Source organism: Microbulbifer maximicatervae (SeqCode) (assembly GCF_052466985.1).
This window is the reverse complement of sequence record NZ_CP174298.1, coordinates 1,216,810-1,233,538: the sequence shown is the minus strand read 5'-3', so window position 1 is coordinate 1,233,538 and position 16,729 is coordinate 1,216,810. Positions and strand designations below refer to the sequence as shown.

At 46.9% G+C, this 16,729-nt stretch carries 21 protein-coding genes; 9 read left to right on the top strand and 12 right to left on the bottom strand.

Features of this window, described 5'->3' with window-relative positions; all coding sequences use genetic code 11:
• The first annotated feature begins 47 nt into the window (after nt 1-47).
• From ACJJI3_RS05415 to ACJJI3_RS05395, 5 genes are all read left to right on the top strand, one after another.
• On the top strand, nt 48-1,112 hold the full coding sequence (locus ACJJI3_RS05415; protein ID WP_444941766.1) for an FAD-dependent oxidoreductase: 1,065 nt from the start codon (nt 48-50) through the stop codon (nt 1,110-1,112).
• A 210-nt stretch (nt 1,113-1,322) separates the two neighbouring features.
• Nucleotides 1,323-1,532, top strand: a complete 210-nt coding sequence (locus tag ACJJI3_RS05410) for a cold-shock protein (protein ID WP_108733254.1) — start codon at nt 1,323-1,325, stop codon at nt 1,530-1,532.
• Nucleotides 1,533-1,984: 452 nt separating this feature from the next.
• A complete protein-coding gene (locus tag ACJJI3_RS05405; protein ID WP_444913052.1) occupies nt 1,985-2,698 on the top strand; it encodes a response regulator transcription factor in 714 nt (237 codons plus the stop codon).
• Nucleotides 2,685-3,938 (top strand): sensor histidine kinase, encoded by a 1,254-nt coding sequence (locus ACJJI3_RS05400; protein WP_444941765.1) that lies wholly within the window; start codon nt 2,685-2,687, stop codon nt 3,936-3,938. The genes ACJJI3_RS05405 and ACJJI3_RS05400 overlap by 14 nt, the downstream gene beginning before the upstream one ends.
• A gap of 86 nt (nt 3,939-4,024) precedes the next feature.
• On the top strand, nt 4,025-4,834 hold the full coding sequence (locus ACJJI3_RS05395) for a MipA/OmpV family protein (protein WP_444941764.1): 810 nt from the start codon (nt 4,025-4,027) through the stop codon (nt 4,832-4,834).
• Nucleotides 4,835-4,994: 160 nt separating this feature from the next.
• On the opposite strand, the gene ACJJI3_RS05390 is transcribed toward ACJJI3_RS05395, so the two are convergent.
• Genes ACJJI3_RS05390 through ACJJI3_RS05375 form a run of 4 tightly spaced genes read right to left on the bottom strand, consistent with a single transcriptional unit; the run spans nt 4,995 to nt 5,875 of the window.
• On the bottom strand, nt 4,995-5,144 hold the full coding sequence (locus ACJJI3_RS05390) for a hypothetical protein (protein WP_444913760.1): 150 nt from the start codon (nt 5,142-5,144) through the stop codon (nt 4,995-4,997).
• A complete protein-coding gene (locus tag ACJJI3_RS05385; RefSeq protein WP_444942546.1) occupies nt 5,141-5,278 on the bottom strand; it encodes a hypothetical protein in 138 nt (45 codons plus the stop codon). The genes ACJJI3_RS05390 and ACJJI3_RS05385 overlap by 4 nt, the downstream gene beginning before the upstream one ends.
• A gap of 4 nt (nt 5,279-5,282) precedes the next feature.
• Nucleotides 5,283-5,567, bottom strand: coding sequence for a VOC family protein (locus ACJJI3_RS05380; RefSeq protein ID WP_444941763.1), 285 nt, complete (start codon nt 5,565-5,567; stop codon nt 5,283-5,285).
• Nucleotides 5,567-5,875, bottom strand: a complete 309-nt coding sequence (locus ACJJI3_RS05375; RefSeq protein ID WP_444933178.1) for a carboxymuconolactone decarboxylase family protein — start codon at nt 5,873-5,875, stop codon at nt 5,567-5,569. The genes ACJJI3_RS05380 and ACJJI3_RS05375 overlap by 1 nt, the downstream gene beginning before the upstream one ends.
• A gap of 381 nt (nt 5,876-6,256) precedes the next feature.
• On the opposite strand from ACJJI3_RS05375, the gene ACJJI3_RS05370 reads away from it, so the two are divergent.
• Complete coding sequence (locus ACJJI3_RS05370) at nt 6,257-6,898, top strand: CatA-like O-acetyltransferase (protein WP_444941762.1); 642 nt, start codon at nt 6,257-6,259, stop codon at nt 6,896-6,898.
• A 130-nt stretch (nt 6,899-7,028) separates the two neighbouring features.
• Here the strand turns inward: ACJJI3_RS05370 and ACJJI3_RS05365 are convergent, their stop codons facing one another.
• From ACJJI3_RS05365 to ACJJI3_RS05335, 7 genes are all read right to left on the bottom strand, one after another.
• Nucleotides 7,029-7,586, bottom strand: coding sequence for a PepSY-associated transmembrane domain-containing protein (locus tag ACJJI3_RS05365; protein ID WP_444941761.1), 558 nt, complete (start codon nt 7,584-7,586; stop codon nt 7,029-7,031).
• A gap of 63 nt (nt 7,587-7,649) precedes the next feature.
• Nucleotides 7,650-9,665, bottom strand: a complete 2,016-nt coding sequence (locus ACJJI3_RS05360) for a TonB-dependent receptor (protein ID WP_444941760.1) — start codon at nt 9,663-9,665, stop codon at nt 7,650-7,652.
• A gap of 118 nt (nt 9,666-9,783) precedes the next feature.
• A complete protein-coding gene (locus ACJJI3_RS05355; protein ID WP_444941759.1) occupies nt 9,784-11,142 on the bottom strand; it encodes a sensor histidine kinase in 1,359 nt (452 codons plus the stop codon).
• A complete protein-coding gene (locus ACJJI3_RS05350) occupies nt 11,139-11,837 on the bottom strand; it encodes a response regulator transcription factor (protein ID WP_444908307.1) in 699 nt (232 codons plus the stop codon). Before ACJJI3_RS05350 ends, ACJJI3_RS05355 begins: the two co-directional genes overlap by 4 nt.
• 90 nt (nt 11,838-11,927) lie before the next feature.
• Nucleotides 11,928-12,350: a hypothetical protein gene (locus tag ACJJI3_RS05345; protein WP_444941758.1), complete on the bottom strand. Its 423-nt coding sequence runs from the start codon at nt 12,348-12,350 to the stop codon at nt 11,928-11,930.
• The gene (locus ACJJI3_RS05340) at nt 12,334-13,137 is read right to left on the bottom strand and encodes a CLCA_X family protein (protein WP_444941757.1); all 804 of its coding nucleotides are present in this window, start codon (nt 13,135-13,137) and stop codon (nt 12,334-12,336) included. The genes ACJJI3_RS05345 and ACJJI3_RS05340 overlap by 17 nt, the downstream gene beginning before the upstream one ends.
• A 105-nt stretch (nt 13,138-13,242) precedes the next feature.
• A complete protein-coding gene (locus ACJJI3_RS05335; RefSeq protein WP_444941756.1) occupies nt 13,243-14,124 on the bottom strand; it encodes a LysR family transcriptional regulator in 882 nt (293 codons plus the stop codon).
• Nucleotides 14,125-14,246: 122 nt separating this feature from the next.
• On the opposite strand from ACJJI3_RS05335, the gene ACJJI3_RS05330 reads away from it, so the two are divergent.
• Genes ACJJI3_RS05330 through ACJJI3_RS05320 form a run of 3 tightly spaced genes read left to right on the top strand, consistent with a single transcriptional unit; the run spans nt 14,247 to nt 15,764 of the window.
• On the top strand, nt 14,247-14,921 hold the full coding sequence (locus ACJJI3_RS05330; RefSeq protein WP_444941755.1) for a type 1 glutamine amidotransferase domain-containing protein: 675 nt from the start codon (nt 14,247-14,249) through the stop codon (nt 14,919-14,921).
• Between the two features lie 58 nt (nt 14,922-14,979).
• Nucleotides 14,980-15,432 carry a DMT family transporter gene (locus ACJJI3_RS05325; protein WP_444941754.1) on the top strand — a complete coding sequence of 151 codons (453 nt, stop codon included), beginning with the start codon at nt 14,980-14,982 and terminating at the stop codon, nt 15,430-15,432.
• Between the two features lie 32 nt (nt 15,433-15,464).
• A complete protein-coding gene (locus tag ACJJI3_RS05320; RefSeq protein ID WP_444941753.1) occupies nt 15,465-15,764 on the top strand; it encodes a putative quinol monooxygenase in 300 nt (99 codons plus the stop codon).
• A gap of 406 nt (nt 15,765-16,170) precedes the next feature.
• On the opposite strand, the gene ACJJI3_RS05315 is transcribed toward ACJJI3_RS05320, so the two are convergent.
• Nucleotides 16,171-16,692, bottom strand: a complete 522-nt coding sequence (locus ACJJI3_RS05315) for a MaoC/PaaZ C-terminal domain-containing protein (RefSeq protein ID WP_444941752.1) — start codon at nt 16,690-16,692, stop codon at nt 16,171-16,173.
• Between the last annotated feature and the right edge of the window lie 37 nt (nt 16,693-16,729).

Below are 16,729 nucleotides of genomic sequence, written 5' to 3'. Positions count from 1 at the left end.
GGCATTCTGTGTCGACCGGTTGAGCTTTCAGGCTACAAGTTGTATCGATGGACATCCTTGTAATTGGTGCCGGTCCGACCGGATTGACTGCTGCAGTCGCCCTCACATCCCTGGGGCTGAAGTGTCGTATTGTTGAGCACAAAGACAGCCCCTCTGAACTCTCCCGCGCTGTCGGCATTATGCCAGCCACCATTGATGCCCTTCAGGAGCTGGGCGCCGCAGCCCCCTTTCTTGCAGAGGCAATGCCCCTGAGGAAAATGCATATATTGCGCGATGAGAGAACCCTAGTTTATATCGACAACAGCGGAAATGAGTTTCGCGATAGGGTGCCTCTGGGGCTGCCGCAAAACCGGACCGAAGGAATCCTCAGGGACACTCTTGCCGAGAGGGGCGTCGAAGTTGAGTATGGGGTCTCAGTCACTAACATCACAACCACCCCAGACAAGGCGGCCGTCAATTTCTCAGACAATACCAGCGCCTCTTTTGACTGGGTGATTGCCGCAGACGGTATACAGTCCGCCGTGCGACAGCAGCTGAAAATACAGTACCCCGGCATTGATCTGCCCAATAAGTGGTCAATTGCGGATGTGGATTTGAGAGGAAACTTCGATCCGGAAGAGATTACCCTGGACTTGTACGGCGGGGAAGGTGAGTTCACCTTGGTACTCCCTATCGAGCAGCGACGCGCTCGCATCGCATCATCAACCGAAGATGCCCTGGCAACCCTCAGGCTGCCGATAGAAATCGCCAACATCCGAAGGACAGCGGCCTTTAAAATCTCCATCCGACAGGCAGAAACTTACCGAAAGCACCGGGTGTTATTGGCTGGTGACGCAGCCCATTGCCACTCTCCAGTGGGAGGGAAGGGGATGAATCTGGGTATGGCTGATGCCATAGCCGCAGCATCTGCTATCGCTAACGGTGCGGTCGATAGCTACTCTACCTCCCGGCATGAGGCAGGGGAGTCCGTGGTTAAGAAAACAGAGCTGGCGAGAAAGCTGATCTCCTCGAGCAATCCTTTGGCAAAATCGGCATTGTGGCTATCGGCCCACTGCATCGCCTCAGTGCCTCCGGTTCATCGCGCCTTCATGCGGCAGTGGACGGCGGTCTGAGTACCAATGTCGAGGGTAGGTTTAGGCAAAAGTGGACATAGGTGACAGGCTAGTGCTACTATTCGTCCGCCGGTTTAAAAGCCATTTTTTATTGCAGTTTACCTCGTAGTTTTAGTCATAATCCTTCGTTCGGTCTCGTTTAAAATAATACTTTTTGCCCGCACAACTCCATTCAATTGGAGCGCAATTGTTCAATCAAGGATATCTATTATGTCTAATACAGTTACTGGTACCGTTAAGTGGTTTGACGAAGGGAAAGGTTTTGGCTTCATCGCCCAGGAATCCGGTCCCGACGTTTTTGCTCACTTCAGCGCAATTTCCGGTGGCGGTTTTAAAACCTTGGCCGAAGGCCAGAAGGTAGAGTTTACCGTGACTCAGGGCGCTAAAGGCCCACAAGCAGAAAACATTGTCTGCCTGTAAACTTTAGGCTTCGCCCCCAATAAGGGGCGAGACCGTTCACTTCCCCAGCCACACAAGTGCTGGGGAGGTACCTCTCCTGTTATATGCCCCCTCTCTTTTCTGTAGCGACAGCCAACTCTTTAGGTCTATCACCCACTGTCGATTTCTCCCTCCAGCTCTCTTAACTCGACGACAGGTTACCTGGATCAACTCAGTGAACCCCAATCCAAATGAAGGGCGTAGTACCGACAGAGGGCACTATAGAGTAATTTTTTGGAAGAGCTTCTGAAGGTTTGATAGGCCCACTTCCTGTCAAGCGTGGTGACTCCGATATTTTTGGGTGTTGCAGTAGCTTTCTGGTTAATTCGCAGGCAGGATTCGCGTAGGTGATCAGTAAGTAGGCAATCTTATGCTTATTTACTTTCCGTTTACCCAATAACTTTTATTATTCTAGGTCTATCGAGAACTTTTAAGTGACTAGATCAATGGGGCCTGACTGCAAAACGCCATTATTGGTACTCTTAGCTGAAGACAATCACGCACTGGCGGCCAATATTATCGAGAGCCTCGAAGAGTACAATATTCGATGTGACTACGCCGATAATGGGATAATGGCCACTGAGCTGGCCTTAAAGCATGACTTCGATGTGATCGTACTTGATGTCATGATGCCGGGTAGAAGTGGTTTCGAAGTGAGCTCTAAGTTGCGCAATGCAGGAAGCTCGACACCAATATTGATGCTGACCGCGCTGGACCAATTGGACGATAAACTTGCCGGTTTCCAATCTGGAGGGGATGACTACCTGGTTAAACCCTTCGAAATGCTTGAGCTGGTCGCACGGATTCGGTCTCTATCAATAAAACGACGCGTTACCCAAACCCGGTATAAAGTTGAGGACCTGGAAGTTAATTTAGAGACCCATGAAGTCACCAGGCAGGGGAAATCTATAAATCTGCCCCCAATCTGTTGGGAATTGCTCGTGTTTTTGATGCAACAGAGTCCAAAGCTGGTTACTAAAGAAAAAATTGAACAGCATTTATGGCAGTTTCTTTCCCCCGAATCCGACGTAATCAAAGTACATCTGTATCGGTTGCGGCAGGGAATTGATAAGGGGTTCAGTTTTCCACTACTGCACACGATCAGAGGGAAGGGCGTTATCCTGGGGAAGCGTGATGAAAGCCTTTGATCGCTCCATTCGCAGAAAATTTTTCTTTCACTATATTTGGATTCTTGCCGCAATTGTGGCGTGCAGTGCAGTTGTCGTCGAGAGATCCAAAGTGAAAATGGTTAAGCACGCTTTAGGTGCGACACTGATATCTGTAGCTGAAAAACGTATCATTGAGGCCGGAGGGGTTATTGATGACCCTTTTTTTGCCCAGTTACAAACATATGATGAGTACAGTTCACTGCCAAATACGGCAAAGCGCGTGTTAGAGGAAGCTGACGGCGAAGAAAAAAGGGTGCACTTTAGCAAAGACTTAATTGATGATCGCTACTATTTAGCAATTATGCCTTATGCTGAAAGCGCACTTAAGACAACTTACTACGTGCTAGAAATAGAAGAAGCTGCAATACCCAGCAAGTACAAAAAGGTAGAAATTGAAGTTCTTATCGGTATCTTACTAGCCCTTACTTTAGCATTAAGTGTGCCTCTTATTCTTGCAAGACAAGTGATATCGCCATTAAAAGACCTGGAGAAATTTGCGCAAAAGAGCCGGCATAAGTTGACTCCGATCCCGGAATCTTTAAAGCAAAGGAAGGATGAATTTGGTCGTGTAGGACGAGTACTGCAAGAGTCGCTACAGCAGGTATGGAATCATCAAGAGCAGGAAAGGCAATTTCTACAGAATGCGAGCCATGAATTGAGAACCCCCTTGGCAACCATTGGCAGCGCCTTGCATGTGGTGAAGGTAAGGCAAAAAAAAGGTAAGCCAATCGATACTCAACTGGAGCAGATTGAGCGCTCCTATGAGCAGATGACCCAGCTGACACAGGCACTTCTGCTGCTATCTCAAAGCAAGGTAAATTTGGAATCAACAGAATTTGATTTCAGCAATATGATTCAAACTCGAGTTGAGCAGCTCAAATACCTCTTGGGTCAGCGAGATGTACAGGTTCATCTCAATTCGGATAGTTCGGTCAACTTGAAGCAAGTACAAGTGCTATTGGATATCGCTATAACCAATTTGCTCAGAAATGCCTTTGAGCATACCCTTGAGGGAAGTATCGATATTGATTTTGATGCAAATGGAATCCGGGTTCAGAACCCCATACTGCCGGAGCAGCAGGTGCATTTTGACAGGGGGGAAGGGCAGGGTTTTGGTTTAGGCCTTCATATCCTGAAGCAAGTGGCCGATCAGCAGCAATGGATCTTTTCTTACAACAAAAATGAACAATACTTAACCGTTAACCTGGCCTGGGCATGAGTTTATTTACCTGGCGTTTACCTTTACCGGCATAGAATCCACTCCAGAAATAACGGAACTTCAACCAGTTCAAATTGGGATTCAATATGTCTAGTTTGCGAGATCAAAACCATAAGAGTTCTCTGCCATTAACTTTGAGTATGTGCACCGCGCTGGTGGGTTCGGCATTATCCAGCCTGGCTTTTGCAGATGAAGTTACCCAGAAGCCGCCAAAGCAGGATGAGACAGCACTTTCTGTAGGTATTGGAACCTTTAGCGTTGAGTCAATCTACGTTGATGGTGAGGACCAAAACAACATATTTCCATTGATCTCAGCCCGCTACAAGCGCTTTTACTTTCAGGGTTTTGAGTTGGGGGCTGATCTGTACCACGACGATAAACTTCGAGTGAAGTTTGGCATAGGCGGTGACTTGGCGGGCGATAGAGATAGAGGGGACAGTGATAAGCTCAGCGATATGGAAGAGCTTGACCTGGCGATTCTTGCCAACTTATCTATGAACTATAAAAGCCCTGTAGGCCTTTGGAAGGTTGGCATCTCACAAGATATCAGTGATACCCACGACGGATACAGTCTATCGGCTGGATATAGTCTGCCTTACAAGCACCAAAAGTGGATCATCAAACCCGACTTCACTATTAGCTGGCAAAGTGATAGTGCGTTGGATTACTACTATGGCGTGGACCTAAATGAAGTAACTCAAGATAGGGCAGCGTATGAAGCAGATGCAGATATCATTACTCGGTTAGGTGTACAAGTGGGATACAACATTAGCCCAAACCTTATTCTTATGGGGGGCGTATATCAAACCTGGTATGGCGATGAGATTAGTAATAGCCCAATCGTGGACACTGATAGCTCTAGACGTACGTCATTAATGGTGAGTTATAAATTTTAACTCTTCTTACGATATTTGATGAGTGTAGATTATTTAGACTAGCCGGCTTATCAATACCAAGTAGAAGTTACAGGCCGAGGCAAGAGCCCCTGCCTGTAACCAAAACCTGTTTGCAGTACAATGTACACGATACCCACCGAGTCATAGCAAGAAGGCCTCTCTATTTAGCATCCCAATAGCAGGGACTACCGTATTTCTCCTTAAGGAAATCAATAACAACACGCACTTTGGGAGCCAGGTTATCCGTAGGTAAGTAGAGTGCATTGATAGTCTGGTTTTCTGCCGATGAAGATGCGCGGTAGTCAGTCAAAATAGGAACCAGCTTGCCCCAAGGGCCATGAAATATACCCAGGTCTCTCCTTCAGTTGGCCCTTCAGTCATCACCGTAGGAGCACCGAGTACCTCTATATTCTGTTTCTTGAGGTATTCAACCGCAGCATCAATATCTTCAACATAGAATGCTAAATGATGCCCCCTTATTTCGATCTATGTTGTCGGCATACTCGAATATTTCTAGATTGATGCTGTTAGCATTCATAACAGCAATTTGCTTGATCTCTGCACGAGGGTTTACATTAAGGTGATTCGTCATCCAGGTATCGCCTGAGGCAAATGGCCCAAACGTATAAGCCAACTCAAAGCCAAAGTGTGTACTAAAGAGCTCAACGGCCAATTCAACATCGGGGACGGTTAATCCTATATGATCTACTTTTTTAAGTCCGGGGATCCCCATTAGATATCTCCTCGATCATGGCGAAGCTTATTCAGTCCGCCCATGGTGGTAGCCCCTTTATTGAAGCCCGTATACATTGAGGCAAAAACAATCAATTCCTCAATCTCTTCATACGTTGCCCCTTGTTTGAGCGCCATTTGGTCAATAGCGATAGTGATTAGTGCTTTGGTTTTTTGATCTAGAAGTGGCTTTCCCCATACTTCACCCGCGACTCGTACAGCTAGATCTCCCCATACCGGGTTGATAGACTTAAGTCCCTCGATCAATGCTTGATCATCCAAAACGGCATTTTCGTATTTGGTAGTCATAGTTAATAGTCTTGGTTATCTAGATGATATTTCGCTGTAGAAACTGGAAGTTATTATAGGGAGTCGTATCCTTCTTAAAACTTATAAGCAGGAACATCACTTTTGCAAATTATGCACAGATGATCGCTGTTTATGGGGTGGCACAGTCTGTTGTTGGGACCTATTTTAGTGCCCTAGCAGGGGCGAAAGAGGTATATGGTAGCGTTGCTAAAATGGTATTAGCCTGAAGGGAAGAGCGTTTTGATATGGCGATTACAGCATGGTAGCTAATGCCTCTAAATATATTCCAGGTGTCCTAACTAGATAAAAGCTACTAGCAACACCGATGCTGCTTATAATCTACCCTAAACTATGAATATCCATTGAAGGCTCGATATTCATATGTCCATGACTCCTATTGATATCGAACGCTGGAATAGAAAGGCCCACTTTGAATTTTTTATGAGCAGTTCAGGGTCAACTCGGATAGGCTTAACCCAGCCGATCGATGTGACAAATCTGGTATCTTTCTGTAAAAAAAATACACTCCCTTTTTATTACAGCCTTATTTTTCTGGTCACGCAGGTGGGAAATGAAATAGCGGGTTTTAGGCATCGTATCGTCAATGGCCAGCCCATTGAGCACGACATGCTGCACCCTTTATTTTCTGATTTAGGGGATAATGAGTTATTCAAGCTCGTTATGGCAGGAATGGAAACGAATCTGACAGAGTTCGTCCACAAGGCAAGGGAACTTTCACAGGCGCAATCTGAGTACCTCCCCGTAGAAAATTTCATCAGTCGCCATGATATCTTGAATATCAGCTGCTACCCCTGGGGTGACTTCTCTGGTCTACAGGTAAAGCCTGTACAAAAAGAAGGTTGTGATCCAGGAATACCTTTTATTTTTTGGGGTAAATACCATCGCCAAGAGGGCCGCCTTGTCACCTCAATGTATATTGAAGTTAATCACTGCTTTCTGGATGGTATTCATCTTTATCAATTTAAACAGCAGTTGGAGGACAAGATTTGTAAACTGGCTTAAAGTTTTAAGCTGGAGCTAGGGAGCTCTGAGTAATTTCGTGAACCCGCTCTTAAAGTCGCATAACGCGGACCTCTAAGAGCTATAGAGATACATATAGCTGCTCAGAGGCTTCCTAGCTAGAACTCCCTCTTCAGCCCCCAATAAAAAAGGCAACTACCAGTGCAATAAGCCCGAGAGAAGTAAATTGTATCGAAGTCTTCCTGAATTTTGGCACCGCAAAAGCAACCACTAATCCACTAATCAAGCTAAATAGCAGGCTCGCACCAAGCATAATGGATGAGAACCAGAAGAGGGGGCCAGCATGACCTTTATGAATCAGCAGAAATTGATGCCATAGATCATGTTCTTTTACATGAAGTATCGCTGATTGCTTATCCTGGCTAGGCTCCAAATAGACTTGGCGTTTGTAGCCATACCAGCCAATCCACTCATCCTCCAAATAGAAATCTGCCGGCAATGATACTTCTGTGGGCTGAACAAACGGAGATATAGTATCTAGGGTCTCTTGCTCATTGCTGGGTAAGCCCTTGGGTAGAGAAACTGTGTACTCAAATTGTTCATCGACGCCCCCCTCTATATCAAATAGGTAGAGCACGCCCGTGGCGATATACAAAATGGCAATGGGTAGAAAAAAGCAGGAAAAATAGGTGTGGAGCTTGATCCACAGTAAACGGTATCTGGATTTCATAGGCAACAAAGGGCGCAATGCAAGTGCATTGCGCCCTGATAGTAAATAAACAAATAAAGGAGATTAGAAGCGGTAGTCTATTGACAGTCGAACGTCCCGGCCCGCCTCATAAACTCCAGATACAATATCCCAGCCAGGAATATTGGTATAATCGGCCACGCTGGAGTGGTCCCGGTACTGCTCATTAAACAGGTTTTGAACGGCTAAATTCACATTCAGGCGATCATCTGCCAAAGGCTCCCAGTGCAAGTATAGATCATGCACATCGTAACCAGACTTATCTACGGTTTGGGTGCTATCGATCCAACCAAGTTCTACTGCACGGTGTAAAACCTCAATATTACTCAGCTCATCAACACGAGTGTAGTTCCAGCCCAGTTCTAACTTAGGCGTAATTGCATAGTTAGCGTTCAGGTTATAGGTGTCGCCACGGGCATTCGCCAAGCCATTGTGTTCATAGGCTTCTACGGTATTCCCATTAAGCTCTGAATCATTGTGACTGAAAGCCGCGCTCAGCGTTAAATTATCCCATGCGTAAGAAGCACTGAGTTCAAAGCCGTCGGTTTCTAGCTCACCAACATTTTCGTAGTATGTACCACCTCCGAGCTGATCGAGAATAACGTCATCGATCGTACTGCGGTAGACAGCGGCTTTTAACTCAAGTCCATCCTGGCTGTATTCCAATCCCAGCTCAGTATTGTCGACGGTTTCTGCATCTAGGTCAGGTGCAAGTTCTGCCGATTCCAGCGTAAACCCATCTCCAACTTCCTTGCCGCGCATCGCTGTTGCGTGGCCCAGGGTGAGGGTGATCGCATCGGTCAAAGAGTAACTCATACCGATATTGGGGCTGAAACCTTGGCTATCAGTCTCATCGCCATGGGTTACTTGCTCCAACTCGTATTCGTCGTAGCGGAGACCAAAACTCAGTAATAGTTCGTCTGTTGCCTGCCAATGGTCCTGAATGTAGGCACTGCGAACCTGGCCTTCTTCGCGGAAAGAGATACCGGTATAAGGCTCCGAGAGGTAGCGGCTTTCCACTTCATCCTCACGGGCTTCGATGCCGTATGTGAGGGTGTGCTGGCCGATATTGCTGGTATTACGCAAATCAAAGCCAAGGGTTTCTACTGAGGCACCGTACTTACCCCATCTATCGAATACATTCTGCTCCACTTCTGACTTTGTGTGATATACGGTAGTCTCAAGATTGATCAACGCGCTGGGAGCAAATTGGTGATTCACGACAAAAGTCTGGCGGTCAGCATCCATTGGGTAGAGAGTATCTCCCTCAAGGGCAGGCCAGTTGGGGCGTTGGCCGTACTCTCCAGATTCATCCCGTTGTTCGAAGCTGAGGCTCAACTTTTGATTTTCAGATAAATCGCCACTTAATTTTATAAAGGCGAAATCCTGCTCGGCAGCAGTGCCATAGATAGTGTCACCGTCGCCATCCTCCATCTCATCGCGATCAACGGTCACAAATGATCCGAGCAGTCCCCAGTTGTCAGTGATTTTTCCATAAACTGAAGCACTGGCTTTCTCACCATCATTACTAAAGAAAGCGCCTTTCACTATTGCGCCAAACTGCTCACCCTCATCGAGTAAGTCGTCCGCATCTTTGGTCTCAAAGCGGATAGCACCGCCAATGGCGCCAGCACCGCTGGTAGCTTCGCCTGCGCCAGCTTGCACTTCAACTTTCTGCAGCAACTCCGGCTCTATGGATACCCGGCCAATATGGTGGAAGAGGGTACTGGTTTGAGGAGCACCATCAACGGTAACGTTGAGAAGGGTGTCTTCCATGCCACGGATATAGACTTTCTGCGCAATACCCACCGATCCACCAACAGATACGGACGGAATCTGGCGGAAGACATCACTAAGATCATTTGCCTGCTGCTTATCGAGTTCTTCAGGCGTAATCTCAGTATCAGTCGCCACGCCGACAACTACTACAGTTTCCATCGCGGCTTCAGCGTTATCTTCTTGCTTTTGTACTTCCTGTGCTTGGCTGATGCCAGAGGCCAGGGCACTGGATACCATCAAGGGGAGTAACGCGTATTTATTGTGGGAAATATTGCGGGCCATTGGCTGTCCTTCACAGAGTTACCTATTTGCTAATGCGAATTATTCCTATTGGCAACTGTGAAGTACAGCAGTGTTGCATTTGTTACATTTGGTTGCATCAGTGTGTTGGAGAGTTACCTTATGCAGGCTCCAAAGATTGAGTGGGGAGAGTTACTCTCATACACAATCCTCCTACAGAGCGGTTGGAGGCTTCTATGGTTCCGCCCACGCTATGTAGCTGGCGTCGCGCCAACGCCAAGCCCAGCCCAAAATTTTTTGATTTTGATGTGCGAGACTGATCAGCTCGGAAAAAAGGTTTAAAGATACTGTCCAGTAGTTCTTCGGGAACTCCAGGGCCAGAGTCTTCAATATCAATAACAAATCTGTTTTTCTTATTTCCCTCCAGAAGGACATGAACGGCTTGTCCCTTCGGGGTATAGCGCATGGCGTTACGCAAGATATTTTCCAAGGCTTGTCCTACCGCCTTGTGATTAGACTGTCTTATTTCAGCCGAGTCGGGCAAATGGGTACAGATTGTACGATCGGGAAATTCGAAACGGGCATCCTCGACAATCACATCGATAAGGTCGACCAGATCCAAGTCTTCGATACCTATTGAAGGCTGTTCGTTATCCAGCCAGGCAAGGGTGAGGGTATCATCTACCAAGCGCCTGATATGAGCAGACTCCCGCTGAATCCTCTGGATATTTTTATCATCAGCGTGACTGGTGCCAGCTCCCTCTATGGCAATATCCAGTCGGGTGAGTGGAGTTCTCAGTTCATGAGATAGATCCGCAATTAGCTGGCGCTGGTTGACGATTTGCTCTCCTATCCGAGTCGCCATTTGATCAAAAGTTTTGGCTAATTCAGAAATCTCATCGTCACGATTTCCCAATTGGCGGTGCACTCGAACATCAAAGTTTCCCCGACTAAACTCCCGTGTTGCCTGCTCAAGTTTGCGCAGCGGGTGCATAATATGGCGATAGAGCATCACGGAAACTAAAGCTAAGATTCCCATTGGCAGGAGTATTTGCAGCAAGAGTCGTGTTGTTTTCCAGTAGCTGCCAGGGCGCATCCTATCGGGAAGAAGCACCAAGAGGCTGGTTTGCTCGGTTGCAAAAGGAATTTCCATCACCGGGTTTTCTTCAAAATACAGGTGGACCTTCCAATCCACATCCCGGCCGAGGTTATAGCCGATGTAACGATGTTCATTTCCCGTCGCACCAGCTACATGGGTTAACTCATATTGGGTAACTGTGGCCCAGGTGTTTTCCTTCTCCTGTAATTCTTTTAACCACTGTTCCAACTCCCCCTCGTTGCCGGAGAGAAACCGCGCTTCCGCCTCCTTTCCCCACTGTTTCAATTCCTCTCGATGAGATGCCTCCAGCATACTCATCTGCTCCTCGGTGCGAATAGTCAGGGAGTTGATCAGGTAAAAGAGAGAGACAATGCCCGCAGTAATCAGAAGGCATAGTTTCCAAAAAAGTTTGCGGTTCATTTCAAACAGTACCCTCTGCCATGTACTGTTTGTAGCCGGTCTCCACGCCATCCTGCTCCAGTCAGCTTGCGCCTGATTCGACTCAAGTGCATGTCCAAACTGCGGTCATAGGCACCCAGAGTACGGTTGAGAACTTGCTGTGAGAGATAGGCTTTGCTCAATACCTCTCCCCGGTGAACCGCTAACTCCCACAACAATTTAAACTGGGTAGCGGTAAAATCAATTGCCAGACCGCCGGTGAATGCTTGCTGAGCATTCAAATCGAGTTGCAGGTTGTCGATTTCTGTATGGTGGACGGCTTCCATCATCACTGGTTGACTGCGGCGCAATAGCGCCTCAACTCTCAGTAACAGTTCGGTCTTGTTAAATGGCTTCGCCACATAATCATCTGCTCCATGGCGAAAGCCTGCGATCCTCTCCTCTTCAGCGCCCTTGGCAGTTAGGATGATGACTGGAACCTGACTGGTTTTGCGTAAAATTTTGAGTAGAGAAATACCGTCCATTTCCGGCAGCATCAAATCGAGCAAGATTAATTGAGGTTGTTGCTTGGCAGCCTCCAGCAATGCGGTATTGCCATCAAAGCAGGCGTTGACTTGGTATCCTGCGCTTTGGATCATTTCGCAGAGCTGGTCGTTGAGACCGCGATCATCTTCAACGATCAAGATGTTGGATTGAGTGGGAGGTTTTTGGCTCATGAAGACATTAGCTGTATGCAAACTGGTTGTGGAGCAAATTACCACAATGAGCAATGCCTAATATAGTTAGTTGAAGAGATGTGTATTCGTTCAGTCATAACGCTGGGCTGAACTGCTGATGAGTTCCAATAACTTGGCATTGTATGCTTGAGCGTAAAATTTATTGTGTTCGTGCTGCCCGCTATCCAGAGCGTAATCTTCAATATGGAAGCCGGTTCCACATAAGAAAAAAGTTTCCTCAGGTCTGAACTCAGCATACTTACCTTGCAAGTCTTCTTCTAGTATCCCGGGCGTTACATGGCCAACCCCTGGAGAATAAACATCCACGAACTTAGCCCGGTTATGAATGAAATCATCTTCCGCATCAATGAATCCACGCTCCGCTGACAGCACGGGATCGCTGGCTATTGCAATCAATTCATAGCTTTTTGAAAGTTCAGCCCATACCCAAGCGACTACACCAGCGAGAAGGGCCGTACCCAGAAGAAAGATATTTCTAAGAGTTGACGTCATTGTCTCCACCTGTGGAAGTCCTAAGGCTTCGTCCTAAATAGGAAAAATAGGCTGTGAAAGCCTGGTTAATTTTCCTACGTTGCTGCCCCTGTGGATACAGTCCCAACTTCGCCTCTTGGCTAGCCTTTGAGCCAGCAACCAAAAAATTATTGTTGATACTGGCATCCTGAATAAATGCTTCGAAAGCCCGAGCACTCAGCTCTACAGGCTCACTGTAGTAGACAGAACCATTTGCTTTATCGGCACTGATGGAAGCAGTCACCAAGTCACTGGGGTTATTACCACTCTCATCCAGCATCACAGTTTTAAAGCACGCAAAAAGTAAGTCATTGAGCGGGTGGGGCACTGGAGTTGCATTCCGCAACCAGGCCTCTGAGGCATACATGGTACTGGACGTGTCACTGAACGCTTTTTGGGCCAAGTAATGATCAAATGCATGAAACCATTCATGGGCAATGGAGCCAGGCCCCGCATTCTTGGCAAGAGAAAAGCTCCGGGCAGTAGGGTCATAAAAGGCAGCCATCCCTGGGCGCCCGCCGATTCCATATTGAAAAGACAATGTACCTCGGAGGGATACCAACGCTTCCGGTCCTTTAAGAATGGTCATTAAATCAACAAGTGCATCATAAAAAAGCCCAGCGGCCCGATCGCGCTCCTCGCGAGTGACCCATCGGCCAACAGCAATTGAGCGAAAGCCGAATCGCTTTCTGACATCCACAAACGAAACGGGTTGTCGTTGCTGGGTTGCAGTGTGACCACTGCGATAAAATGCCCTGGTCAGGACCATAATCAATGCCAGTTGATTGGAGGAGGGTGGATATTAATCCTCTGGATTGAAGGCTTGCAAGAAACGGGGAGTGCTTCTATTCCTGTCAACGAACCCAACTGGTTTCTATTCCACCCAATCAGAAAAGTAATCAGCCAAATAGTCAATCGCCATTCGCGCTCGCATGGGTAAAAAGCGACGATTCTGATACACGATCCAGCTACTGGCGCCGCGCCCACAAAAAGATTCCAAGATGGGCTCCAGTAAGCCCTGTTGAATTGAACCACTGAAACTGCTTTTGGGCATATAAGCTATACCCAGGCCTTGTTCGCAAGCTTTAACGATCGCATGGGCATTATTCGTTCTCCAGCGCCCACTAACCTTTACGCTTACAGGCTCCCCATTCAGGTCAAAAACCCATTCATCATTGTTAGCTACCAAGCAACTCTGCGTTTTTAGTTGATCGGGGTGATTGGGAATACCATTTTCTTTCAGGTAACTCGGGCTTGCGACGGCCATCATTTGGCGGTCGGCCAGTTTACGAGCAACTAAGCCGGAATCCTCAAGGCGACCATAGCGTATGGCAAAATCAATCCCATCCTCGACAAAATTGACCATCTTGCTATTAAAGTCCATGTTGATTTTCAACCCCGGGTGTTTCAAGCCAAACTCTATCAGGGCAGGGGCAACATATTGCTCAGCAAAGATACCAGCACCGCTAACTCTTAGTGTTCCATTGAGCTGAAACTGTTGCTGGCTAACCTGCTCATTCGCTTGTTGCAGGCCAATCACTAATTCTTTACACCGCTGGTAATAGGCAGTCCCGGCCTGGGTCAGACTTACCTGACGTGTTGAGCGGGCCAAAAGAGATGATCCCAAGCGCTCCTCCAGACGGGAGACCTGCCTACTCACATGGCTAGTGCTGCAGCCAAGTTGCTTGGCAGCCGCTGAGAAACCTTGGCTTTCTGCCACCGCTACAAACTCGACTATGCCGTCAAAATTTTCCATGTTTCTCAATCTCTATTATTGCCATTCTGCAAAGGTATTTAACTGATTTCACACATTATCAGCAGAAGAGGGACAATCTACAATCCCTCCCCAATGAATACTGACCAACAGAGGAAAGAAACATGAAGAAAGTACTTATTCCAGTGACAAACCACGCCACCCTTGGTGAAACTGACCAGGCAAATGGCACCTACTCACCTGAGTTGACTCACGCGATTCATGTATTTAGTGAGAGTGGAGTCGACTATGACATCGCCTCCATTGAAGGGGGTAAAGCACCAATCTATGGCACCGATATCGAGGGTGACGATGTCAATCAAAAAGTACTAAATGATTCTGAATTCCAAAATCGTATCAATAACACTATTCCTGTGAGTCAATTGAATATTTCTGACTATGATGCGGTCTTTTATCCGGGCGGATTTGGTCTGCTTTCTGACTTGGTAACTAATGAAGATTTCGCAAAGTTGAGTGCCAAGCACTACGAAGAGGGCGGTATCTTAGCAGCAGTATGCCATGGCCCTGCCGGTTTCCTGCCTATCACTCTCAGTAATGGTGAGAAGCTTCTGGCCAGCAAATCCGTAACTGGTTTCACCCGTGAGGAAGAGATCGACTTCGGCACTATTAATGATATTCCATTTTTGCTGGAAGAGTCTCTGGCAAGGGGAGCTGCACGTTATAGCAAAGTACAGCCATGGCAGGAATTTGTTATTGAAGATGGGCGGGTGATTAGTGGCCAGAACCCAGCGAGTGCCCACGGTGTTGGCGTTGCCATTGTCAAGCAACTGGCTAGCTAAGTGACCTTCGCAGCCGACCCTCCTGGGTCGGCTGCGATTCTGAGTAGAGGTACCCCAAGTGCAAAATGCGATTATCTACCCATCTCTAATGCTTATTGCAGGCATCGGCATACCGGTAATGGCAACACTAAATAGCGGACTGGGTATCAAGCTTGGTAGTTCAGCCCTGGCAACTACACTGCTATTTCTCGTTGGACTTGTAATCTCCGCGGCCTATCTCTTGAAAACGGAGGGGTTACCCAGTGCTGTTTTTAGCAAAGATATTGCCTGGTACTTTTACTTGGATGGGATTCTAGTAGCTTTCTATATATTGAGTGTGACTTGGGTGTCGCCAAGGTATGGTGTGGGTAATGCGATATCTTTCGTTCTTCTAGGGCAACTGCTCGCCATCAGCGTTATCGACCATTTTGGGCTACTAGGTACGCAGCAAACCAGCTTGGATACCAAGCGCCTTATTGGTCTCGCCATGATGGTTGTCGGCGTACTGTTGGTAGTGAAACGCGCTTCTTAATTTCAGAAAAAATGGTTATGTAAAGAGAGCATATGGCTAATTTAATCGTTATGGCAAAAGTCACAATCCGCCCACAATATACTTCTCAGGCATCAGCGTTGTTAATCGAGCTGGCATGTAAGTCAGAACAAGAGTCTGGCTGTTTATCCTATAAAATTTTACCCTCACAGGATGAAGGCAATGTTTTCACTACGCTAGAAGTTTGGGAGTCTTCTGAAGCTGAAATGCAGCATTGGAATACAGACCACTTAAATACCATCATTGCAAAGTTGAATCCACTTCTTGCTGCGGAGGCAAGAATCGAAAAATATACGGAGGTAAAAACTATCTAGGGAGACTCTGAATAACTCCGTGATACCTCTGGCATGCAGAGCGGTTCACAATCAAGGCGCGGCTTCGCAGGAATGTCTAGACCTTTCAAGAAGTCGCAACGCGGAGTGTGAATCGCTCTGCAAGCCCCGAAGGGCGGGCCTTGAAGGCCACAGCTGCTGCGTTGCAGCTCTTGCCAAGGGCTACGGCCATTCGCGGCGAACTGCGCCTAACATCTGCAGCCTTCAAGACCCGCAGAGGCATTACGGAGTTATTCAGAGGCTCCTTAGCACAACCGTTATTTTATATTGCAACTTTTTGTAATCTTACTTTTATAACATCAATACCTTCATTTTCCTTGAAGTGAGTCTAAACGGACATCGGGTTAAAGGAGCGTATATACACCAATGAAATAACCTTTTCGCTAGTCTACTTTTTGATCTCATAATTAGAAGCGTGGCCTTTCTTATAAACCAGAACTGTTCGCTGAAAGCTCATAAAAGTATCTCCTCGCTGATTAATACCACGGGTTTCTACATTAACAATACCCTGTGTTGGTCTAGACTTGGATTCACGTTTAGAAATGACTTCACTTTCTGCATAAACCGTGTCACCTTCAAAAACAGGTTTGAGCAATTTAACTTTGTCCCACTCAAGATTGGCAACAACTTTCTTGCTAATAGTATTTACAGTCATACCCGTGACAATAGCCAATGTCAGAGTACTATCTACTAATGGAAGGTTCCATTCAGTGCTCTCTGCGTAATGGGCATCAAAATGGAGTTGCGCCGTATTCATAGTTAACAAAGTCATCCAAGTATTGTCTGTTCGAGTCAGTGTCCTACCTGGGCGGTGCTCGATTATGATACCTTCTATAAAGTCCTCGAAGTAGAAGCCAAAATCTTCGCGATATCGATTGTTGTCAATTTGTTTATAGGGGTTAAATTCCATCAATATTGCCTCCTTGATTGAGTGGCTCTAAGTTCGC

Coding starts and splice junctions, on each gene's coding strand:
- ACJJI3_RS05335 (WP_444941756.1), bottom strand. CDS start 14,124: ATGGAAAATTTTGACGGCATAGTCGAGTTTGTAGCGGTGGCAGAAAGC.
- ACJJI3_RS05355 (WP_444941759.1), bottom strand. CDS start 11,142: ATGAACCGCAAACTTTTTTGGAAACTATGCCTTCTGATTACTGCGGGC.
- ACJJI3_RS05365 (WP_444941761.1), bottom strand. CDS start 7,586: ATGAAATCCAGATACCGTTTACTGTGGATCAAGCTCCACACCTATTTT.
- ACJJI3_RS05380 (WP_444941763.1), bottom strand. CDS start 5,567: ATGGGGATCCCCGGACTTAAAAAAGTAGATCATATAGGATTAACCGTC.
- ACJJI3_RS05315 (WP_444941752.1), bottom strand. CDS start 16,692: ATGGAATTTAACCCCTATAAACAAATTGACAACAATCGATATCGCGAA.
- ACJJI3_RS05395 (WP_444941764.1), top strand. CDS start 4,025: ATGTCTAGTTTGCGAGATCAAAACCATAAGAGTTCTCTGCCATTAACT.
- ACJJI3_RS05330 (WP_444941755.1), top strand. CDS start 14,247: ATGAAGAAAGTACTTATTCCAGTGACAAACCACGCCACCCTTGGTGAA.
- ACJJI3_RS05360 (WP_444941760.1), bottom strand. CDS start 9,665: ATGGCCCGCAATATTTCCCACAATAAATACGCGTTACTCCCCTTGATG.
- ACJJI3_RS05350 (WP_444908307.1), bottom strand. CDS start 11,837: ATGAGCCAAAAACCTCCCACTCAATCCAACATCTTGATCGTTGAAGAT.
- ACJJI3_RS05375 (WP_444933178.1), bottom strand. CDS start 5,875: ATGACTACCAAATACGAAAATGCCGTTTTGGATGATCAAGCATTGATC.
- ACJJI3_RS05370 (WP_444941762.1), top strand. CDS start 6,257: ATGTCCATGACTCCTATTGATATCGAACGCTGGAATAGAAAGGCCCAC.
- ACJJI3_RS05415 (WP_444941766.1), top strand. CDS start 48: ATGGACATCCTTGTAATTGGTGCCGGTCCGACCGGATTGACTGCTGCA.
- ACJJI3_RS05400 (WP_444941765.1), top strand. CDS start 2,685: ATGAAAGCCTTTGATCGCTCCATTCGCAGAAAATTTTTCTTTCACTAT.
- ACJJI3_RS05410 (WP_108733254.1), top strand. CDS start 1,323: ATGTCTAATACAGTTACTGGTACCGTTAAGTGGTTTGACGAAGGGAAA.
- ACJJI3_RS05345 (WP_444941758.1), bottom strand. CDS start 12,350: ATGACGTCAACTCTTAGAAATATCTTTCTTCTGGGTACGGCCCTTCTC.
- ACJJI3_RS05340 (WP_444941757.1), bottom strand. CDS start 13,137: ATGGTCCTGACCAGGGCATTTTATCGCAGTGGTCACACTGCAACCCAG.
- ACJJI3_RS05320 (WP_444941753.1), top strand. CDS start 15,465: ATGGCTAATTTAATCGTTATGGCAAAAGTCACAATCCGCCCACAATAT.